Source organism: Ruegeria sp. AM2 (assembly GCF_056540685.1).
This window is the reverse complement of sequence record NZ_JBQFXE010000006.1, coordinates 41,606-61,390: the sequence shown is the minus strand read 5'-3', so window position 1 is coordinate 61,390 and position 19,785 is coordinate 41,606. Positions and strand designations below refer to the sequence as shown.

At 56.3% G+C, this 19,785-nt stretch carries 20 protein-coding genes and 1 tRNA gene; 11 read left to right on the top strand and 10 right to left on the bottom strand.

The features are described from left to right. Window positions 1–175 precede the first annotated feature (175 nt). The 5 genes from ACR0CR_RS12970 (at window position 176) to ACR0CR_RS12950 (ending at window position 4,047) form a co-directional block, all read left to right on the top strand. Window positions 176–409, top strand: coding sequence for a helix-turn-helix transcriptional regulator (locus tag ACR0CR_RS12970; RefSeq protein WP_480599681.1), 234 nt, complete (start codon window positions 176–178; stop codon window positions 407–409). Window positions 410–479: 70 nt separating this feature from the next. Then, a complete protein-coding gene (locus ACR0CR_RS12965) occupies window positions 480–1,304 on the top strand; it encodes a hypothetical protein (RefSeq protein WP_480599679.1) in 825 nt (274 codons plus the stop codon). Continuing rightward, window positions 1,301–1,885: a hypothetical protein gene (locus ACR0CR_RS12960; protein WP_480599678.1), complete on the top strand. Its 585-nt coding sequence runs from the start codon at window positions 1,301–1,303 to the stop codon at window positions 1,883–1,885. Before ACR0CR_RS12965 ends, ACR0CR_RS12960 begins: the two co-directional genes overlap by 4 nt. After that, window positions 1,886–3,058, top strand: coding sequence for an AAA family ATPase (locus tag ACR0CR_RS12955; RefSeq protein WP_480599870.1), 1,173 nt, complete (start codon window positions 1,886–1,888; stop codon window positions 3,056–3,058). It abuts the gene before it with no gap. 455 nt (window positions 3,059–3,513) lie between these two features. Beyond that, the gene (locus ACR0CR_RS12950; RefSeq protein WP_480599677.1) at window positions 3,514–4,047 is read left to right on the top strand and encodes a hypothetical protein; all 534 of its coding nucleotides are present in this window, start codon (window positions 3,514–3,516) and stop codon (window positions 4,045–4,047) included. A 53-nt stretch (window positions 4,048–4,100) separates the two neighbouring features. On the opposite strand, the gene ACR0CR_RS12945 is transcribed toward ACR0CR_RS12950, so the two are convergent. Continuing rightward, on the bottom strand, window positions 4,101–5,009 hold the full coding sequence (locus tag ACR0CR_RS12945; protein WP_480599676.1) for a hypothetical protein: 909 nt from the start codon (window positions 5,007–5,009) through the stop codon (window positions 4,101–4,103). 136 nt (window positions 5,010–5,145) lie between these two features. Here ACR0CR_RS12945 and ACR0CR_RS12940 point away from each other — a divergent pair, with 136 nt between their 5' ends. Next, on the top strand, window positions 5,146–6,456 hold the full coding sequence (locus ACR0CR_RS12940) for a hypothetical protein (protein WP_480599674.1): 1,311 nt from the start codon (window positions 5,146–5,148) through the stop codon (window positions 6,454–6,456). Window positions 6,457–6,487: 31 nt separating this feature from the next. Here the strand turns inward: ACR0CR_RS12940 and ACR0CR_RS12935 are convergent, their stop codons facing one another. The 8 genes from ACR0CR_RS12935 to ACR0CR_RS12900 form a co-directional block, all read right to left on the bottom strand. Then, window positions 6,488–8,239 (bottom strand): AAA family ATPase, encoded by a 1,752-nt coding sequence (locus tag ACR0CR_RS12935; RefSeq protein ID WP_480599672.1) that lies wholly within the window; start codon window positions 8,237–8,239, stop codon window positions 6,488–6,490. Window positions 8,240–8,516: 277 nt separating this feature from the next. After that, the gene (locus tag ACR0CR_RS12930; protein ID WP_480599670.1) at window positions 8,517–8,888 is read right to left on the bottom strand and encodes a hypothetical protein; all 372 of its coding nucleotides are present in this window, start codon (window positions 8,886–8,888) and stop codon (window positions 8,517–8,519) included. A gap of 177 nt (window positions 8,889–9,065) precedes the next feature. Then, on the bottom strand, window positions 9,066–9,671 hold the full coding sequence (locus ACR0CR_RS12925) for a hypothetical protein (protein WP_480599668.1): 606 nt from the start codon (window positions 9,669–9,671) through the stop codon (window positions 9,066–9,068). A 254-nt stretch (window positions 9,672–9,925) separates the two neighbouring features. Beyond that, on the bottom strand, window positions 9,926–10,777 hold the full coding sequence (locus tag ACR0CR_RS12920; protein WP_480599666.1) for a hypothetical protein: 852 nt from the start codon (window positions 10,775–10,777) through the stop codon (window positions 9,926–9,928). Between the two features lie 491 nt (window positions 10,778–11,268). Continuing rightward, window positions 11,269–11,345: transfer RNA gene (locus tag ACR0CR_RS12915), tRNA-Arg, on the bottom strand. A gap of 64 nt (window positions 11,346–11,409) precedes the next feature. Continuing rightward, the gene (locus tag ACR0CR_RS12910; protein WP_480599664.1) at window positions 11,410–12,792 is read right to left on the bottom strand and encodes a sensor histidine kinase; all 1,383 of its coding nucleotides are present in this window, start codon (window positions 12,790–12,792) and stop codon (window positions 11,410–11,412) included. Window positions 12,793–12,810: 18 nt separating this feature from the next. Next, the gene (locus tag ACR0CR_RS12905) at window positions 12,811–14,229 is read right to left on the bottom strand and encodes a dihydrolipoyl dehydrogenase family protein (protein WP_480599662.1); all 1,419 of its coding nucleotides are present in this window, start codon (window positions 14,227–14,229) and stop codon (window positions 12,811–12,813) included. A 4-nt stretch (window positions 14,230–14,233) separates the two neighbouring features. Next, the gene (locus ACR0CR_RS12900; RefSeq protein ID WP_480599660.1) at window positions 14,234–14,965 is read right to left on the bottom strand and encodes a TVP38/TMEM64 family protein; all 732 of its coding nucleotides are present in this window, start codon (window positions 14,963–14,965) and stop codon (window positions 14,234–14,236) included. Window positions 14,966–15,262: 297 nt separating this feature from the next. Between ACR0CR_RS12900 and rpmH the strand changes: the two genes are divergently transcribed. Genes rpmH through yidD form a run of 3 tightly spaced genes read left to right on the top strand, consistent with a single transcriptional unit; the run spans window position 15,263 to window position 16,100 of the window. Further along, a complete protein-coding gene (rpmH, locus tag ACR0CR_RS12895; RefSeq protein ID WP_005980833.1) occupies window positions 15,263–15,397 on the top strand; it encodes a 50S ribosomal protein L34 in 135 nt (44 codons plus the stop codon). Between the two features lie 26 nt (window positions 15,398–15,423). Then, the gene (rnpA, locus tag ACR0CR_RS12890) at window positions 15,424–15,849 is read left to right on the top strand and encodes a ribonuclease P protein component (protein WP_480599658.1); all 426 of its coding nucleotides are present in this window, start codon (window positions 15,424–15,426) and stop codon (window positions 15,847–15,849) included. Next, window positions 15,846–16,100: a membrane protein insertion efficiency factor YidD gene (gene yidD / locus ACR0CR_RS12885; RefSeq protein WP_480599656.1), complete on the top strand. Its 255-nt coding sequence runs from the start codon at window positions 15,846–15,848 to the stop codon at window positions 16,098–16,100. Before rnpA ends, yidD begins: the two co-directional genes overlap by 4 nt. A gap of 7 nt (window positions 16,101–16,107) precedes the next feature. Here the strand turns inward: yidD and ACR0CR_RS12880 are convergent, their stop codons facing one another. Continuing rightward, window positions 16,108–17,052, bottom strand: coding sequence for an alpha/beta hydrolase (locus ACR0CR_RS12880; protein WP_480599654.1), 945 nt, complete (start codon window positions 17,050–17,052; stop codon window positions 16,108–16,110). A gap of 105 nt (window positions 17,053–17,157) precedes the next feature. Here ACR0CR_RS12880 and ttcA point away from each other — a divergent pair, with 105 nt between their 5' ends. Beyond that, a complete protein-coding gene (gene ttcA, locus ACR0CR_RS12875; protein ID WP_480599653.1) occupies window positions 17,158–18,051 on the top strand; it encodes a tRNA 2-thiocytidine(32) synthetase TtcA in 894 nt (297 codons plus the stop codon). Between the two features lie 71 nt (window positions 18,052–18,122). Next, window positions 18,123–19,664, top strand: coding sequence for a putative bifunctional diguanylate cyclase/phosphodiesterase (locus ACR0CR_RS12870; protein WP_480599652.1), 1,542 nt, complete (start codon window positions 18,123–18,125; stop codon window positions 19,662–19,664). Window positions 19,665–19,785: the final 121 nt, after the last annotated feature.

Here is a 19,785-nt window from a genome sequence, read left to right as displayed (position 1 = left end):
GGGCTTTCACGTCAGCAAGCCTCAACAACCTTTGACATACCAGACAAAGATAGACCTCTACTCTGACAAGGCAGTCAGAAAATGTATATTTATCAGTATATTAGGCAAATTCTTCCGTAGCATTTCGCTCAATACCGCCATAGTTCTTATTTGACGAGTTTCTATGGAGGCACTTATGCAAAACACCCCCGAACCGAACCAGATTGGTGACGACAAGCCCGCAGGAGAACGACTGCTGGCCTACCCCGAAGTCGTGAAAGTTGTGGGTTTCAAACGAACCAAAATCTACGAAATGATGAACAACGGTGAATTTCCCAAACCCATTAAGATTGGTCGGGCCTCGCGATGGAGCCAAACAGAGTTAGCCGAGTGGATTGAAGAACGCAAAGCCGTTCGCAAAGCTGCTTAACTCACACCCCTAAAATAAAACCCCGCGCCAAGATAGAGCGCGACAACAGGGCCAATTGAGGAACTTTATCTTGCAGAAAACGTCTACCGAACGCACCACCGGGGGGCAAGAATTGCCTTCGCCAGAAGAAGTCACACGTATGTTGGTAAGCGCGAAGAAGCTGAACCTTTTGCATAGTCGTGATACCGCGCTTGATCGGTTGGCCGCGCAATTCGCTTTCGGCGGGCTTACTTATGACGACGCACTCTCGACGGCCCGCGACGCATTGATTGCTGGCGGCATCGCGAAGCGCGCACTCGATGCGGTTGCCTTACTATTCGTAGCGGGGGACGTGATCGAACTCTGCGCAATCGGCACAGACGGCGGCGTTGTCGCGCTCTGTGAAAAGCTGGATAACGCCAAGGGCTACGACGCTCTGCTTGAATTCATCAACGCACAGTTCGGGTTCCGTAACCTGTACTTGGGCGTCTGCCCGCGCAAAGAACACATGGCCGGTGAGCGCCGTCGCGCAAAAGCGGAGGACGTAGCTCGCCGCCGCCATCTGGTTGCGGACTTGGACATTAAGGACGCCCCGGAAGTGGACCCGACTTGGACTCGGACTGTTTCTGCGCTGGGCGATTTGAACCCCGATTTGACTGTCCACAGCGGCAACGGCTACCAAGTCTGGTTGCGGATAAATGAACAAACGGGTGCGGCCCTGCGCGCATCGTCAGCCGGTCCATTAGCCGATGCGCTTGCCGCGCTTGGTTCGGACGCGGTTGCTGACCCGGCCCGGATTATGCGGCTGCCTTACACCCTCAATATTCCAAACGAACGCAAGCGGCGACGGGGGGCCATTCTGCGCCTTGCAATGCCCGTAGAGCAACCCGCCAACCAACAGGAACTTGCCGCATGATCCACACACCGGCACCAACCCCCGAAGAACTCCGAAACTCTCTGATAGGAATTGCCGACCAGCTGGGATTGCCCGGACACAGCCGCGCGTCCACGTCCGCAGACGCGTCGCCTAGCGCGGACGCAGCGCCGGATAAGGTTGCTTTCCTTGAACCGTTCAAGTTGCTCATGGAAGGTTTGCCGAACACAGACCGCATTGGCCGGGACGAACAAGTTTCCGTTGCCCATGCTGTCCACGGCGCAGTTGACGGCACGGGGTTTGAGGCCGAAGGTCGCGCCCTGTTTCTTGATTGGTCTGCGCGCTGGGCTTGGGGCGGCGATGCAGCGCACGACGCGCAGCTTTACGATACAATCCGCGATACCCGGACGGGTTGGACTTGGTTGCGCGGCTTCGCAGGGCGATTGGACCCGGGCCTAGGCGAGCGCGTAGCCCACGCCGAAGCACAAGCCGTTTTCGGTGCAAGCCCTGTGAAATCGGCGGACGTGGACTCTCTTTCGGCACACGTCGCTGCAGGTAGCGCGATTGCACGGGCTTTGGCTGCGTTTTCTCTGACACCTGTAAATGCACCAGCACCGGGATAAATCCCGCCGCGCCGCTGGCTGTATGGGCGCAGCGTAATCGCTGGCTTCGTGTCCGTACTGGTCGCACCCGGCGGTACGGGCAAAAGCGCGCTGACCACGGCTGAAACGCTGGCTATGGCGACCGGCAAAACACTGTTCAAGGGTGACGAACCGATCCGCCCGTTGAATGTATGGAGCCACAACGCCGAAGACCCGCAGGATGAGCAATTGCGACGTCTTGCAGCCGCCCAAGCGCACTACAGCATCACGGGCGCAGATATTGGCGGACGGCTGTTCATGACTTCTGGACGCGACTTGCAACTGTGTCTGGCGCGGATGGGGCGCGATGGGCCAGAAGTCGTGCCGGGCGTCGTGGACGCTTTAGTAAACATGATGCTGGGCGCGAACGTTGACGTGCTGGTTTTGGACCCTCTGGGCGCTATCCACAGCCTGCCGGAGAATGACAATCAGGCAATCAACACGTTGATGAGTGCATTGCGCCAAGTCGCGGACCGCACGGGCGCTGCTATCGTTTTGGTTCACCACGTAGGGAAAGCAGCGGGCGCTGATATGGGTTCGGCAGGAGCAAGTGCTGCGCGCGGGGCATCTGCCATCGTCGACGGTGCGCGCGTTGTTCGCCAGTTGATGCGTATGACCGAGGCCGAAGGCCGCAAACTCGGTATCGCAGACGATGAACGCTACCAATACGTCCGCATTGCCAACGGTAAGGGTAATTTGGCCCCAGCCATGAAAGCGCGCTGGGGGCGTTTGGTCTCGGTAAAGCTGCACAACGGGACGTCGGAGTACCCGGCAGGGGATACGGTCGCGGTCGTGGAAGATTGGATGCCCCCCGGCCCTACGGTCGGAACACCCAGCGACCTTCACCGCGTCCAAGCCGCCATTCATTCTGCCGTAGCTAAACCCCGCGCGGACAAGCGGTCGCCGTCTTGGGTGGGTTATCTGGTGGCGGATGCGCTGGGCATGGACGTCGGTGCGCCCGGCACCAAAGCAGCGGATCGAACGCCGGAACAGGCACGGGCTTACAGCGCGGTTTCCGACATGCTGGAAGGGTGGCTAGCGGACGGTGGTCTGCGGGCAGAGGCAGAACGCGACCAGCGCACTGGTCGCGATGTAAACTGCATCGCCGCAGGCGAACCGGCAGTGGTTCGAAATGACGCCGAAGGCACTACGTAATGAGCACGTTGAACCCCTCTTTGACTGCACAGACGGTGGGCTTCCACAGTTCCACAGTTGGACTGTGGGGAACTGTGGGACTGTGCGTAAAACTGCACGAGGTAGTGGGGCGCGCTTTCAAGAAGCGCCCCACCACCACAGTTGTTTTACTTAGGGAACAACTACTGTGGTGGAAGAATTCACCCGTGCTGGGTGAACCACACAAAGCCTCTGCCGAACTGTGGAAATGACTTCGATTTTTTGCCCCTGATGGGACCACTGTTGAAAGGTGAAACACAGAACCGTCATTCAATCTGACTGCAAACGTTACGAACAGTCAGACCGTATCGCAGCGATAAGCACGCGGGGGCCGCTGTCCCGCAGGAACGACAATTCGCAAAAGTGCGCACGACGCGCACCCTCAGACGACGTTCCGGTCTGTGGATGAGGAAATGAGATATGGAAAAGGAAATCAAATGTCTCATACCCGCACAGCGCCCAGCGCACGAAACAAACAAGCACGCGCCCGCAAATTCCTGAAATATTGCGGCGAACTACCCCGCGAAATCCCTGCCAAAACTAAAGCACCGGCGAATTACGCGTGGTGTTCACCGGACCTAGCTCGTCGGATCGACCTCGACGCCGAACAAGAATGGTTGGAGAAAAACACAAAGTTCGCCGCCCACTTGCTTCGCCTGCCGGTGCGGTGGCGTGGTTTCACAGTAGACGGCCATGCGGCTGTCATTCGCGTCACTGACCATAAGAAGAAAGGGGCATGGCGTGTTGGGATCGTGGAATTCCACAAAGGCGAACCCGCATCGTTTCAAACTACCGCAGTCGGCTGGCCCGACAAGAAAGGCATGAAAAGCGCCCGCTGGGTGAATGACTGTGCTTTGGGCTTGCTTTGGTGCGAGGCAGAAATCCATTCGCAGGTCGGCGTTCTGCTGAAAAAGCTGGTTGTCCCCGAAACCTGCACGCTGACCGAAGAACTCAGCCTTGATTTCGCCTAGCTGAAGCGGACAACAAACACGTCAGCGGCGCTCGCAGCGCCGCTGATACACCATTAGGTCTGTGCGCCGTGGACTAGCGCCAGCCAACATTTGCACGCCTCTGCGTCCGTAGGACGGGCCAGATAGCCCCGCAGAGTCCGTAGCACCGCCAGTTGCTTCGTTTCGTTTTGTGCCGCCGCCATGATCGGTTCCAGAACGGCTGCATTCTCACGATACACCCGCGACAACTGTGCCAGTTCATCCTCACCGGCAGGCTGCGTCCTTGGACGTCCTCGACGTCCGAAACCTTTCCCGCGCGAGGCTTTTGGGGCCTTGGGTTTGTCCGGCATGGTGCGCTTTGAGTGTGGAGTGTCTTGCCCATGATCCACTTTCCACGTCCGGGGCGTAGCATCGGGTTTTGAGTCACGTCCGCGAACCTCTACCGGACGTGGGCCAGCCGTAGAAACCCGACGGGGCAAGTCTTGTGTTAACGCTTGGTGCCAAGCCGCCCCGTTCTGCCGGTCGATTTGTGTCCGCCGATACCGCCACCGAAGCCAATCCGCGACCGCAGGAGGCAAAGCGTCTGCGTCCACCTCGCCCAGCGCACCACGAAACACGCATTCATGTTCGCCCAGATCAATCGTGCTTCCCGGCAACCACGGGTTTTTCTTCCACTGATCCCCTAGCCGGTTCGCCGCGCGGCGGGCCTCGGCGCGGTTCCATTCCTCGGCAGACAAACTGCCCGATTCAAACCGGCGTTTCTGGCGCGCACGATAGGCCTGCGCGGCATGGGGTCCGCAATGGCTAAGGCATCGGCCTTGTTTGCTTTCCTTGATCGGTGCGTGCAGGCAGGACGCACCTGATCGGCTCTTGGCACCGCAAATCCGGGCCGCAGGCGACCCACGCTGAAAGGTTTGCGCCTTTTCTAGGAATTCAATCCTATGTTCGGACGAAACGAACCCGGTGTGTTTCTGCTTGGGCATGGACGATTGCTCTGACTGCACGCATGGGATGTTACCTTATAACACTCTATCGGGTATTGCAGCCTCAAGAGCTCGCTAAATTGCGTTGCCCTCGTCGCAATCAACTTATAGCTGATGCATCAAAGAAATTTGAGGCATGAACATGATTGCAGATTTAGACGAACTCGCCCTCGGATGCACAGATGAAAGCGCACGCGCCAACATAAATGAAGCGATCAAATGCTATCAAAGCGGCGCGTATCGTTCAGCAATCGTTAACGCGTATGTTGCTGTTTGCTTCGACCTTATCGAAAAACTAAGAATTCTGGCTGCGGCTGGGGACGGCGCAGCAAAATCAGCAGAGGATGAATTAAACCGACTACAAAAACAAAACGATGAAGGGAATTCAGGCGCGATCACAGGTTTACTTAAGTTTGAGCGAAACCTTTTGGAGCTTTTTCGTACCGAGTTCGAATTCTTCGGAATAAATGAGTTTGATGAATTGAACCGATTGAAAGAAGATCGTAACCGGTGCGCACACCCAACCTTCTCCAAATCATCCCTACCCTTTGCTCCTTCGGCTGAGTTGGCGCGTTTGCACCTACGAAACGCACTTGTGCACGTACTGACCCAACATCCAAGACAGGGAAAAGCCGCGCTTAATAGTCTCGAAACACTAATAACTTCAAAGCACTTTCCTTCGGAGACTAGCGAAGCCATAAAACGGTTGAACGGTTCCGAGTTCAAGAACGCTCGTCCAGCCTTGATACACGCATATATGGACCGGTTTTGTTTTGGCGCGGCAACAAAAGGTGATCCACTGTTTAGGAAACGTTCTGCCCAAATTGCAGTCGAAGCAGCCGTGGACATGTACAGAGCAATTGCTTTGCCGAGACTAGCAAAAAATGTAGGGAAGCTATTAAAAACCAGTGAACCCGATGCGATTTACGTGGCATGCGTGTTTGCCTTCCGAACTACCGAAGTTGCTGAAAAACTAGATGAATCGGAACGAGCAGTCGTCAAGGCGTGGGTGAAGTCCTCACCTGACACCAATATCGGGAACATGATTTGTCGCGGTTTTTCGGTAAGCTGGCTCAGCGAGACATTGCAAAATGTTCTTTCGAAACTTGATCCAAAAGAACTTGGTAAGATTTCTGTCCCTGAAATTCCACCTCAAGTTTTGACCCACGCGGCTACAACATTCGCGTCAGCAAAGAACTGGGCGCAAGCCAACCAATTTGCCGAACAATTCGCTGTAAAACTCGCACTAAGCCTTTCGGAAGACGACCTAAAAACGGTTTTCTTGGCGGCAGACAGTCGTGATGCAGACCTTCAAGGCAGTATCGGGTTTGAAGAATTCTTAGAAGCATTGTTCGATAGTGACCCGGGAAAAAGAGCACGAGTTATTGAGCTAATGAACGAACACAATTTGGAGCACTACGTGCCGCTCGAAGAAAATGACGGCTAGGCGAAGTTTGCAGTTTCTACCTAGCTTGAAATCAGTTCGCTTCGCGAATGAACTCTACCAACTCGCTCATTCGCTCTTTGAGATCAAGCACGCCCAGGTTGGCTGGTGATTTACACACCAGCCGCGCAACTTTTACCTTGTCCGCGTCCTTGAAGATAAGCTCATTATCCGCCTTGCCTGTGTCGCCTCTTGTACGTTTGCGTAGGAAATGCAGAGCATGGTCGAACTTCCCACCTCTGTGAGGTTTAGAGTACCGAGTTGCGTGAACTTGCTGAACGGCTGCCTGCAAAACTTCATGATCAACGTAGTTTTCAATCTCTCGCCCGTCCGACACCCACGCCAAACCCTCTGCGTCCGCGAATTCTTCCACAAGACGCTGTTTGGTTTCCCGGATTGTTCCTGCGGAATTCGCTAGATCGCTGTCGATCACAACAGCGCTGTGCCTGTTCAGCGCGCGCAAATCTATCAAACCCTCAACGCCTTCCTCATCCGCGCTTAGATGGCTTAGTAGGCGTCCACCATAGAACATGATGGAATAGTGCGTGCCTTCCTTCAAAGAGCTATCGACCGCGCTTATCCAATGGCGCAGATAGATGCGATCTGACGGCCCCTCCACCCAGATCACAGCATTCGCCTGCACTATGTCCGACGCCTTGTAACCGAGGTCGCTGCAAAGCTGACGTCTTTCCTTTTTCAGGCTGACGTTTCGCACACGGGTTTGGCTGCCGTCATTGGCAACGTAGAACACTGAGGCGTCTGCGCTGTCGATAAACGCAGCAGAATGCGTGGCTATGAAATACTGGTTCTCAGTGTTTTCTTTTAGGTATTCGATCAACTTTCTTTGCAGCAGTGGATGTAGGTGGATTTCTGGTTCTTCAATACAAACAATCGCGTTTTCTTGAAGCGTGCAGTACGAAGCAATCAGAACGACCTCATGGATGCCGGTACCCAGTGACGACAGAGGCAAGATTTTGTCGTCCATATGAACATGCACGTGTTCTTTGTCGTGCGGGATTTCTATCTGTGCATCTGGCTTATCCGTCACATCGCGCAGGAAGTCGTTGATTTTCCTAAAGCGTTTTCTGTCGTCCAACTTGTGCAAGCTGGGGTTTTGAAGTTCAGCTAGACGATTGATCAGCCCTTTGCCTCCAAAGCCTTCAAATTCATCTGTCTTGGGGCCTAGCACTCTCTTTGCCGGGATTAGGCTGATGGTCGCATCGACAGGTTCTGACATCGCGTGGAAGTGATACGCGAGCGCATATACCATATCATCGGGGTTAGATCGGCGAGCTTTTGTCAAAGCCCAGCCGACCCGCTGCAACGACCCCGTGTGAAGTCCTTTGTACTTTTCTTCTGGGATTTTTGTGCGCAACGGTTTGGCATCTCTATCAGCCGAAGTGGGCGGCACAAACCAAAAAGCCTCACTCTCGGAAAGCGCATCCACAACCTGTCGGATCACCTTTATGCCACCGGACCCAACCGATTCACTCTCGCAGGTCGCAATCGCAGCCTCTACAACTTTCTTTTTCGGAATGCCCAGAGCGAACGCCAAGTTCCCGCTAGGTTTGCCTTGATAAGCTTCAACAGGAGACAGCTTTGAGCTATACCTCCCGCCATGATCGCGTGAAACTAGCTGCTCAGCGATAAAGTTCAATACAGTTGACTTACCTGCGTTGTTAGCTCCAACAAAGATGTTCATATCGCTGAAAGGCGCGATGTATTGCATTTCGGGGCCAATGCCCCGGTAATACTGTAGCGCTAAGCCGTGAAGAAAAACGGGCATCAAAACCTCAAGTACAATTTGTGCTTCGCCCTATCCGCTCGCCAACATAGCTTAACAGGACCATCAGTGCGTCGTGGGCTATCACCACACACCAACTCAATTCCTAGCGTCAGTCAAATGCTATTCCACAACAATCAGTTGCGCGGCTTTCGCTTGACGGCGAACTCCTCATCAAGCGCACCCAAATCACACTTTAACTTGGCGTTGATTTGGTCTGATGCAGCGTACTTTTTGGGGTCTCGTCAGCCCGATCGAGTGCCTCAATCACCCGCAGGTTTCACGTTAGGTTCGCTTGTTCGTCCGGCGAACCGAAAGCAGGGTTGTTAAGTCGATGTTCAAGCAAGCGTTTTGTAGCAGCGTGAGGTAGCAGAAGCGATGTATGGCGTTCCATCCGATCCAAAGCAGTCGCACGGCGGTCGTTCGTTAATTTCATCTCCAACCAGTTCATGCGGTCTTCAATCAGCATTGTATCAGGCACCGGCGCGCGCATTGCGGCCTGCAACTCGTTCAATACCTCTTGCATCCGCTTGGTGCTGGTTCGTCGTTCATGCGTTCTCAACTGAGGGTGAGACACCCGCTTTAACACGTCAGTCTGTACATCGTTGAACCATTGTTGATGCAACGCTAAACGGTCTGCTGGATCACTCACCGAATTGATCCGCTCACGCAAAGGCAACCGACCTTCATGCCCCAAGCGTGCAGTTGCTGGTTGCGAAGCGTCGGCCTCAAACGTAGTTTGTCAAAGCCGGGTGGTGTCAGGAACTTTCGTTGACGCTTCAAGAGGCTGCACGTCAGACGTCCGCAGTTGCCCGGCGCTTAGATTCCCTTAAATACCGGCCCCATGCCTCATAGTTTGCGCTGGACGGGTTGCGTCAGGAAACCCCGTTGGTGCACTTACAGGTTCGTCGTTCGAACTCCCAACCTGACCGGCACTTTCGCCGTCCAAAACATAGACCGGCGGCAATGCAGGGATTTGATTAGCTTGCCGTGCGTTCTTCCGCGATTGATAGACGGTAGCGCCGACTTCGACGGGCGTTCCGACGCCCTCAGCCAACGCCTCGGTTACGATTTCGCGGGCGGACATTTCTTGGCCGGTGGCCGCTCGGGCTGTAGCTTCGCCACCAGCACCCGCCGCCATTTGCGCGGTCACGTCTTTGCCCGCTTCCTTGACCGGGCCTTTGAACAGCTGGGTTGCAGCTGCACCTTGCCCGGCCATTTCCGCAAGCGCGATCACGACGCCACGTCCGAGGCCGCGCCGGGATGCAGCCGCCATGAATTCCGGATTGCGGATCAGGGCTTCGGCTTCCTCTGGCGTCCGGGGCGACACGCCTTGTTCAGCAAAGAATTCGTTCACGCTGGACCCGAATTCCTGCGCCAGTGTGCCGCCGCCAAGCACAGCCGCACCAGCTGCGGACGTCGCCGTATTCAGCACAGGTCTATTTCTGGCGGTCTACTAGAACAAAGGTTGTATTTACCGAAATCGACCCATAGCGGGAAAGCTAAAAGCGAGCCCAATCCAACGGCATAGGTGCACACAAATATCATACATCAATTATGTTTTCGGACGAAGCAACAAGCTGGCCCAAGGTTCGCTGAGCAGATTTTTCTGCCGCTTGTTTTTCCCTTTTCAATGTCGGCTGCAAGCCTAAATTGGGCATTCAACGGGCGGTCGATCAGACAGCCACTTCAACCATTTTCGGGCGGCTTTGTTCGCTGCGCTTGCATGGGACGCCACGACACATAAATGGTCTCGCCGCAGCCGTCACAATCGAAGTGAATGTGTTGATCAGTCCTGAGCTTTTCAACCACCCGCTTAGGAATGTCGCAGGATGTTCCACAGGTGCGACAGACAATCTCAAAGGTTCTGCGCCCGAAAGACATGTCAGACTGCACGAAGCTATAGCTTTCATCACAATCAGGATTTATGCAATTGATGGTCTGCCCGTCAGTCAACAACTCAAGCCGTCGTTTGTTCTTTGAACCACAGCGACATTGAAAAGAAACTGTCTCGCCCATGCCAGAAGACATCAATGTGCCTTCGGAAACTCGGTTTATTTCCGCAAGTGCCTGTTTGACCTTGGACGCAATCGCTTGAATGTCGCCGTATTGTCTAACGGTCGCATCTTTCGAGGTTGGGGTTTTGACATGCAGCGCGAGTTTTGCAAGTCCGTTCCATAGCTTTCCAAGTTTGTTGGGTGCAAAGCCGACTTGGGTGCCGACGGGAAGCCACTCCATCGCCTTGTAATCCTCGAGAGTTGGCGGAGGGGAACCTTCTGGCATGGGTTCCCGCGCGATAGATAACGTAAAGGTCTCGGCGGCATTGGCGTCAACCTCTTGAATGAGCGTCTTCACAATATCACTCGGCTGCCATTTCTTCAGATCATCGTGTGAAATGTAGTCATGCGCTAAACGGAGACGTTCATAGCAAATTCTTTCGATAGCCAGACGGCACTCAAGGGCGGCATAAGTCACACTCGCTTCAGTATTTTCTTCGAGGAGTTTCTCAATCTGTAAAATTGTTGGTTTCAAATTGATCATCTAGTCCCCACGCGAGCGTTCATGGGTATCGATATTGACCAAGAATAGCTTTCAATTGAAGGCATGTTTCAGCGTTAGTTTCCGAGGACTGCGGATTTTCGGTCTGGCAATAGTCTGTTCGGACGTGCCGGGGCACTGCGTCCAGAGCTATTGGTAGACTTCGGCTCTTAACCATACCTCATTTGAGTAAGATGCAGAATTCGCCACCTTTGCCTGTTTGCCGTGCTATCTTACACACGTCCAAATAGCCTCGCAGAACATCTGCCCTCGTTTCGTCTGACACACTAGTCAAAAAGTCCAAATACCCCGCGCTTGGTAAGCATGGGGTATAAACAAAACTGCGCTGCGTCCGGGTGAGGCCGTGGGGTGGGGTGCGACATTCCGACTCAATCGGGTATCGGGCCGCAGAACCGGCAAGCGATTTGATTTTAGTGGCAGATCAGGGGCAGGAATACACTGATGGGAATTTATTCAATGTTTTCAGCACCAAGTGGCGGACCGAGGAGGATTCGAACCCCCGACCCCTTGATTCGTAGTCAAGTACTCTATCCAGCTGAGCTATCGGTCCGCGTTGGTGAGGCGCTATGTAGACCCGGCTTTCCGCGCGTGCAAGCGGATTCTGCAAAATTTTCTCAAAAAGTCCCGTCGCCGCGTGGCAGCCTTATTTCAAAGGTGGTTCCCTTGGGACCGGTGTCTTTCAGCAGCAGATCCCCACCATGGCCGCGCACCAGTTCCTGAGAGATTGCGAGCCCAAGACCCGAACCCCCTTTGCGGACGCCGCCCTGAAACGGAGTGAACAGATTCTCGCGCGCCTTGGGGGGCAGACCCGGACCAGTATCGCTGATCTCGATCCGCCAGTCCGCCTCGTGTTCTGAGGCCGACACGGTGATCTGGCCGGGCTTTCCCGATGTAACGAGCGCCTGTCGCGCGTTTCGCACAAGGTTCATGATCACGCGGAACAACTGTTCAGGGTCCGCCCGCGCCACAAGGCCCTCAGGGACTTCGTTAACAATCTCGAAACAGGCATCAGCAATCGCCAGTCGTTCGCTTGCCACCACGTCGGACACCACATCGCGAACCAGAACCATGGTAAGCGTCGGTGCGGGTTCTTCTGCCCGGCCGAAGGCCAGAGTGCTTTCGCATAAAGACACGGCGCGGGTAATTGAATTGACAAGCTTCGGGGCCATCCTGCGCACCAGTGGATCGTCGCTTGCTTCAATTCGATCGGTAAACAGTTGGGCTGAGGTCAGGATATTGCGCAAGTCGTGGCTGACCTTTGCGACCGCACCGCCAAGTTGCGCCAATCGCTCTCGTTGTTTCAAGGCTTGCGTCAGATCGGTCTGTAGCATCTGCAGCGCCTCTTCCGCTTCGCGCAATTCGGTCACCTTCGAGTTGGGCGAAATAATGCCGCGCGCGTCTTCCGGTGCGCTTGCATAGCGCTGCATGTAGCCAACGACACCTTTGATCGGACGCACCAGCACAACCCGAACCGCCAGAAACAGGAATGAAGCAGTGATAATCGAAATGACAAAGGACAGGCCGAGAATGCGAAGGCCATAGTCGGTCATCGCCATGCGCAACGGGTCACTGTCTGTGGTAACTTCGATCAGCAATCCAGCCTCCTTGACCGGAGCGCCAATGACGCGAATGATCTCATTTCCCGGTGTAAAGAGGCGGATCGTGGCATCGCGGATCAGAACCCAGGCGCTGGCCTCCCTCAGATCGTAGGTTTTGGTAATCTGATCGGGAATGGGCGACGACAGCATCAGCTGACGGACCTCATCGCGGCGCAGCACGACGTTGTAGACACCCGCGTTGGCCAGCAGCTCGGCCTCAAGATCATCGGCCAGCATATCATCAGCCAGCAGCGCCAGAGAGGCGATCTGCGCCCGTTCCAGTCGGTTCAGAAGAAAATCCTCGCGAAACCGCGCGATCGAGGGGACAAAGATCAAAATCTCGGCCAACATGACGAAGACCGTGGTCAGGATCAGAAATCGGCCCGACAGCGAGTTCACGTTGCGCTCCTCCTCAGGTCAGGGAATCCACCGTTGGACAAACCCAACCACCCGTTTAACCGTTTGATTCTCAAACAGCCTTGGCGAGAAATAAGCGCCCGCCACCCGTTTGTTAAGCTCTCCGATCGTCGGATAGGGGGAAACCATCGCGGCGATCTGTCCCATCTTCAGGTTATTGGCCAGCGCAAGCGACCACAAGTTGATCAGTTCTCCGGCCTGATGGCCTACGATTGTGGCACCGACCGGACGGCCCTTGACCACCATGACCTTGATAAAGCCTTTGGTCTTCCGCTCGGCGATGGCGCGGTCGTTGTGGTGGTAGTCAAACCGAGCGACCTCCATCTTGTCGCCATGTTGGGTGCGCGCTTGCGCCTCGGTCAGACCGACCTGAGCCAATTCGGGGTCGGTATATGTCGCCCAGGGGATATGCGCGGTTTTTGCCTTGGACGGCAGACCAAACAGGGCGGATCGAATGATGATCCCTGCGTGATACCCCGCGACATGGGTAAATTGCATTCCACCCGCGACATCACCGATGGCATAGACTTTCTTGTTGGTCGTGCGCAGAGCATCATCGACCTTGATCCCGGTGCGCGTGGGTTCGATCCCCGCGGCCTCAAGGTTCAGCCGGTCGGTATTGGCCTTGCGCCCCGCTGCAAGCAGCAGATGCGAGCCCGAGAAAATCTCTCCGGTTTCAGTCACAACCTCGACCTTGCCTTCAACCCCGCGGATCTGGGCCACCATGGCTTGTTCGTGGATATCCACGCCTTCTGCCTTCAGGCTGTCCAGCACAATCGCAGCCGCCTCGGGGTCGTCCTTGCCCAGCGCCTGCATACCTTCGATCACGGTGACTTTGCTGCCCAGACGGATATGGGCCTGTGCCATCTCCATCCCGATGGGGCCACCGCCGATGATCAGCAAATGTTCGGGCTTGTCCCGCAGGTCAAAGATCGTTTCGTTGGTGTAATATGGCACCTGATCCAAACCTGGGATCGGCGGAACCAACGGGGATGAGCCTGTCGCGATCACGACGCGCCGCGCGGTGATAAGGGTGTCGCCCGCCTGTACCTGAGTGGGCGAAACGAAGTGACCAAATTCGCGGATGACTTTGACGCCGAACCCTTCGAACCGCTCTTGGCTGTCCATTGGCTCAATTTGCGCGATTACGTCGCGGACGTGGTCCTTGGCGGCGGCGTAGTCAACCTGAGGCACCACATCTGCCACACCCAGCGCGGATGAATGCGCCTGCCCATACGCTGCTTTGCCGCTGGCGATCAGAGCCTTCGACGGCACGCAGCCAAAGTTCAGGCAATCGCCACCCATCTTGTGGCCTTCCAGCAGGATCACATCTGCGCCCATCTGGCTGGCACCGGCTGCAACAGACAGGCCACCCGACCCGGCCCCGATCACCAGGATATCTGTTTTCACGTTTTGCATGAGATCAGGCGTCCTTTTTACCGCGCACGGCTTTGATGACTATCGGCAACGCCGCCAGCACACACAAGCCAATGATCGGGCCGATCACAAACGGCTCCCACAGCAGCGAGACGTCTGGGGTTTCGCCCCGGTCGAACACGCCGCCCAATCCAACCCCGATCCAGGTGTAGACGATGCCGCCAGGGATGATGCCAAGCGCGGTTGTAAACAGGAAGTTGCGGAATTTCACGCCCACAAGCGCGGGTACAAGGTTGGCCACAAAGAACGGCACGACGGGCACGAGCCGCAGCAGGAAGAGGACCGAGATTTCATTCTCACGCAGCCCGTCCTTGAGCTTCTTAACCGTGCCTTCGGATGATTCCAGCTTGGCCGTCAACGACTCACCCAAACCCCAACGGGCCGCCAGAAAGATTGCCGAGGCACCAATAGTAGCTGCGACGACGTTGAATACCGTGCCTGCGAACAGACCGAACAGAAACCCTCCGGTCATCGAGGCGACGGCGGCGCCGGGCAGCGAGAATGCCACGATGACGATATAGATCGCCACAAACGCACCCGCCATGGCCCAGTAATTCGCATCACGCCAAGCCAGCAGCGACTCGCGATTGTCGCGCAAGGTCTCAAACGTCAGGTAATCACCCAGCGTAAAGAACCCTGCCGCAGCGACGGTGAGGATCACCAGCAAAGGAATATGTCGCGCAAACCCGCTGCGCGGGGCCTGAGTTGTATCGCTCATGGGGCTGTCCGGTTTTCTTTGTTTCATTCTGCCCATAACATGCGCTGCCAGACGCTCCGGCAACAGGGTCATCACGCTGCGTTGATATTTACGGCAGGTAATGTGAGGGTTCGGGGCCGGAATGCCGCCTTTTTGAAACCTTTTGCGAGATGCTGCTACAGAATTGTTGCAAAAGGCGGCAAAACACCCACCTAGGGGTTTGACTTAGGCCCGACGACCCAGTAGAGGACGGGCTTCGAACACTAGGGCTAGGCGAATCCGCGCCGCACCCGACCGCAATAGATTGGAGACGGAGCGATGAAACGCACCTATCAGCCTTCGAACCTGGTTCGCAAACGCCGCCACGGTTTCCGCGCGCGCATGGCCACCAAGGCCGGCCGCAAAATCCTGAACGCGCGCCGCGCTCGTGGCCGCAAATCGTTGAGCGCGTAAACCGCTCGACCAGTCAGGTTATGAACATGACGCCGCCGGAGGCCCCTGAGGATGGTAAGAACCACCCCCGGGGAACGCCCCCGGCGGTTTCTGTTTGTGCGACCGGTACTCTGAACGTCCTCAAAAAGCGATCCGATTTTCTGAAAGCCGCCCGCGCCCGCAGGCAAGGCACACCGTCCGTGATGGTTCAGGCCCGCAAACGCGCGCCTGACGAAGCGCCGGGCATCAGGGTTGGCTTCACCTGCTCGAAAAAGGTCGGCAACGCCGTTGCGCGCAATCGGGCCAAGCGCAGGCTGCGCGAGGCCGCGCGCGCCGTATTGCCCCAGATGGGACGTGCAGGTTGGGATTATGTGCTGATTGGACGCGCCAATGTGACCGCAGAGCGTCCGTTCGAGGCGCTGCTGGACGATCTGCGCCATGCGTTGCGCAAACTGCATGGTGAGCGGACATGACCCTGCTGTCTCACGTGTTTGCCCTGCCCGTGCGGGCATATCGCCTGATCTTCAGCCCCTGGGTTGGGTTCAATTGCCGGTATCAACCCACCTGTTCGGCCTACGCGTTGGAAGCTTTGGAAAAACACGGAGCCATCAAAGGGGCGTGGCTGGCAGCGCGCCGAATTGGTCGCTGCCATCCCTGGGGCGGAGACGGGTATGATCCCGTACCAGGCGAGTCGCCTAAGTCAAAAACCGGTTCCGATGCCTAAGAGCGACTCAGCCGGGCCGTAAGGCTAGGTTGCCCTGCGTCGTGTGCGTTCTGGTAGGGATTTCTTCTCGATCCAGTTTTCCGGAAATGGTGTGAAACACGTCTTCAAGGAACAACGGATCGTCGAAATAGAACGTGTGACCAGAGTTGATACCGTCATCGAACCCACCCTGCTTGAACCGCGCTCCGCAATAGACATTTGCGCCCTTGCTGTGAAACGGCTTGTTCATCCCGTTCCGCCCGACGCGTGGCGCGACCCCGATCCGTTTCACCGCCGAGATCGACAGCACGTCATCCATGGTGTTGTAGTAGTTCGTCAATCGCACACAGTGCCGGTACAGCGAAGACGATTTTGAGCTATCCGGGTCAAGCGAGCCCACAGACAAATCCCCCGCAACCAGCATGACCTGACTGACCGACCAGCTTTTGCTGGCGATCCGGGCCCGGTCATCGGCGTCATCAAAGGCTTCGCGTACGACGTAACTGCCCATCGAATGCGCTAGAACGTGCAGGTCAACCCGGCACTCGGGCCTTTGCATCTCGGAAAACATCGCGACACCATCCTTAACAAGACGAAAGGCGGATTGCTTGGCGTCCATCCGGTCTTCCAGATAATTCAGCGCCGAATCCGCGCTGGGCCAGTCAAAACTGACAACAACCCCATTGAACCCGTGCGCCTGCAATCCCGATTTGATCTTGCGGTGCCGCGACAGAACCTCGGCCTGTGAGTTGTTGAACCCGTGCACGTAGAACACGATGTCCCCTTCGGTATTGGGATTTGGCGTTCCACCCTGCGCGGCCAGCATGACCTTGTCGCGCCACTCTCGCTTTGTGATCTTGTGCGACAATTTCATATCGTCGTCGCCTACCGGGATTTCCAGGAAGTGGCTGGCCGCCGGTTCGTTCGAAAATCCGTCTCCGCTTTTGCCGCGGGCAACAAAGGCATAGTCCATAATACTCTCCTCGATGAATGACGTCCTTTTAGCACAGGACATCGCAGCCCCAAAATCCGCCTCAACGCGCTTGCCCGGCTTCCCGATCGGCTGTAACCACGGCGCATGTTTGATGAAGCCAACGATATCCACCCGCTTTTTGCTGGCGCGCCTTCGACCACCGAGTTCAAGAAGCTGCGCAAACGCATCGTGCGCCAGGCCCGCGAAGCGATCGAGCAATACGGGATGGTGGACCCTTCTGCCCATGCCAAGGATGGCACCCCCCCGCGCTGGCTTATCTGCTTGTCGGGTGGCAAGGACAGCTACACGCTGTTGGCTGTGCTGTACGAATTGAAGTGGCGCGGCCTGTTGCCCGTCGACCTTCTGGCCTGCAATCTGGATCAGGGACAGCCGGGCTTTCCCGCAACGGTTCTGCCTGAGTTTCTGCAGCGCATGGAGGTGCCCCACCGCATCGAATATCAGGACACCTATTCCGTCGTCATGGACAAGGTGCCTCAGGGCCGGACGTATTGCGCGCTGTGTTCGCGGCTGCGGCGGGGGAACCTGTACCGAATAGCCCGCGAAGAAGGCTGTTCGGCCGTGGTTCTGGGCCATCACCGCGACGATATCCTCGAAACCTTCTTCATGAACCTGTTCCACGGCGGACGTCTGGCGACGATGCCGCCGAAACTGGTAAACGAAGAAGGCGATCTGTTCGTCTTCCGCCCGCTGGCTCATGTGGCCGAAGCAGATTGCGAGAAATTTGCCAAGGCGATGAACTATCCGATCATCCCGTGCGATCTGTGTGGCAGTCAGGACGGGCTGCAACGCCAACAGGTCAAGCAAATTCTGGACCAGTGGGAAAAGAACGCGCCGGGCCGGCGGCAGGTCATGTTCCGGGCTTTGACCAATGCAAGGCCTTCACATCTGCTGGATCCGAAATTGTTCGATTTCGCTGGATTGGCGTTAAAGCCGAGTCAAATAGATGAAAATTCAGACGAAATTCCGCAGTTGCGTTAACGACTGACTCAGAATGGTTCCCTAGGGTCGGGTTGAGCGATCCCCGCCCAAGTCAAAGGCCGTAGGAACCGATGCGGAAACACTTTTCTGTCGAACGTATTCTCAACACGTCACGCACTGCTTTGACCGGCCCTCAGGCATTGGCATTTGTACCGGCGGTCTGCCTGGCTTCGTTTTGGCTGGGTGGAGAAACTGCGTTGGCTGGCGCCGCGCTAGGCCTTCCGCATGCCTTTGCGGCCACCGGTCTTCTGGGCAGCCGGTCCTATACAGCAACAAGCAAAGGGGTCAGACCCAGCGGGGCAGTGCCCAACGATGTCTTCAAAACGGAATTGCAAGCGCTGCAGGACGCGGCGCGCCGGTCCGGCGAACACGCGGCCTGCATCGCGGTATCGCTGGATGATTTTATTGGCATGCTGGATCTGCACGGGCAGGTGGCCGCCAGTCACCTCTCGATTCAATTCAGCGAACGCATCCTGGGGATCATCCGCAGCCAGGACCTTTTTACCCAATTGGGCCAGAACAGATTTTTGATCGGGATGGCACCCTCGGCCAATCTGGATCTTGAGGCCTGCATTCAGATGTCCGGTCGCATTCAAGGCGCGATTGAGGAGCCGATCACGCTGAACGGGGCAAGCGTCTATCTGTCTTGCTCGGTCGGGTTCTGCCAGTTGTCAAACCTGCCGGATGCTGATGCTCCGGACTGGATCGAAGCGGCCACAGCCGCTTTGGCAGAGGCGCAAAGAACCGGACCTTCGACGATCCGCGCCTTTTCTTCCGACACAAGGCGCAGATCGCTGGTCCGCGCCAATCTGCGCAAGGATTTTGAGGCTGCGCTGGAGAATGGTGAAATTCGCCCCTGGTTTCAGCCACAGCAATCCACGGATACGGGGGAGATCACAGGTTTCGAGGCGCTAGCCCGGTGGGAGCATCCGACCAAGGGCGTCCTTGGCCCCCAGATCTTCCTGCCCTTCGCGGAACAGGCAGAGCTTATGGAACGGCTGGGCCAAACCATGCGGCACCGCGCATTTGAGGCGATGCGCGCGTGGGATCGCGCCGGGCTCGTGGTTCCTCGGGTTGGGGTGAATTTCTCGCCGGATGAGCTGCGCAACCCCGGCCTGACGGATCGACTGAAATGGGAACTGGATCAGTTCGACCTTACACCAGATCGGCTTGCCATCGAAATTCTGGAGACTGTTTTTGCCCGTGGGCCGGAAGATGTCGTCACCCGCAATGTCACAACCATGGCCGAAATGGGATGCTGCATTGATCTGGATGATTTCGGCACCGGGCATGCGTCAATTGCCTCGATCAAGCGGTTTAACGTGTCTCGGATTAAAATCGACAGGACCTTTGTCGCGAAGGCGGATAAGGACCCAAGCCAACAACAGTTGGTCAGCGCCATCCTGACCATGGCTGAACGGCTGAATGTTGAAACACTGGCCGAAGGCGTTGAAACCCCCGGCGAACATGCGCTGATGGCACAGTTGGGCAGCAACCATGTTCAAGGTTTCGGTATTGGCAAACCAATGCCCTTCGAAAAGACGTCCGCCTGGATCGCATCGCATCGCGCGAAGATGAAGGGTGCCCCTAAAATCGGAGGCAAAGCGGGATAAACTGTGGTTTCAGCATGCCTGTCGCAGTGTCGAGGTTAATTCTGGGCGAATCCACTTGACCTTTGGGGCTGCACTCTGTTGAACCCAGCGGGTGTGTTTCACTGCTCAAGGTAGCTGTCCC

Bases quoted from the DNA above. Each gene is read 5' to 3' on its own strand.
- ACR0CR_RS12970 (WP_480599681.1), top strand. From the start codon at position 176: ATGCAAAACACCCCCGAACCGAACCAGATTGGTGACGACAAGCCCGCA.
- rnpA (WP_480599658.1), top strand. From the start codon at position 15,424: ATGACGCCGCCGGAGGCCCCTGAGGATGGTAAGAACCACCCCCGGGGA.
- ACR0CR_RS12945 (WP_480599676.1), bottom strand. From the start codon at position 5,009: ATGCCCAAGCAGAAACACACCGGGTTCGTTTCGTCCGAACATAGGATT.
- ACR0CR_RS12960 (WP_480599678.1), top strand. From the start codon at position 1,301: ATGATCCACACACCGGCACCAACCCCCGAAGAACTCCGAAACTCTCTG.
- ACR0CR_RS12950 (WP_480599677.1), top strand. From the start codon at position 3,514: ATGTCTCATACCCGCACAGCGCCCAGCGCACGAAACAAACAAGCACGC.
- yidD (WP_480599656.1), top strand. From the start codon at position 15,846: ATGACCCTGCTGTCTCACGTGTTTGCCCTGCCCGTGCGGGCATATCGC.
- ttcA (WP_480599653.1), top strand. From the start codon at position 17,158: ATGTTTGATGAAGCCAACGATATCCACCCGCTTTTTGCTGGCGCGCCT.
- ACR0CR_RS12935 (WP_480599672.1), bottom strand. From the start codon at position 8,239: ATGCCCGTTTTTCTTCACGGCTTAGCGCTACAGTATTACCGGGGCATT.
- rpmH (WP_005980833.1), top strand. From the start codon at position 15,263: ATGAAACGCACCTATCAGCCTTCGAACCTGGTTCGCAAACGCCGCCAC.
- ACR0CR_RS12940 (WP_480599674.1), top strand. From the start codon at position 5,146: ATGAACATGATTGCAGATTTAGACGAACTCGCCCTCGGATGCACAGAT.
- ACR0CR_RS12905 (WP_480599662.1), bottom strand. From the start codon at position 14,229: ATGCAAAACGTGAAAACAGATATCCTGGTGATCGGGGCCGGGTCGGGT.
- ACR0CR_RS12880 (WP_480599654.1), bottom strand. From the start codon at position 17,052: ATGGACTATGCCTTTGTTGCCCGCGGCAAAAGCGGAGACGGATTTTCG.
- ACR0CR_RS12900 (WP_480599660.1), bottom strand. From the start codon at position 14,965: ATGAGCGATACAACTCAGGCCCCGCGCAGCGGGTTTGCGCGACATATT.
- ACR0CR_RS12920 (WP_480599666.1), bottom strand. From the start codon at position 10,777: ATGATCAATTTGAAACCAACAATTTTACAGATTGAGAAACTCCTCGAA.
- ACR0CR_RS12870 (WP_480599652.1), top strand. From the start codon at position 18,123: ATGCGGAAACACTTTTCTGTCGAACGTATTCTCAACACGTCACGCACT.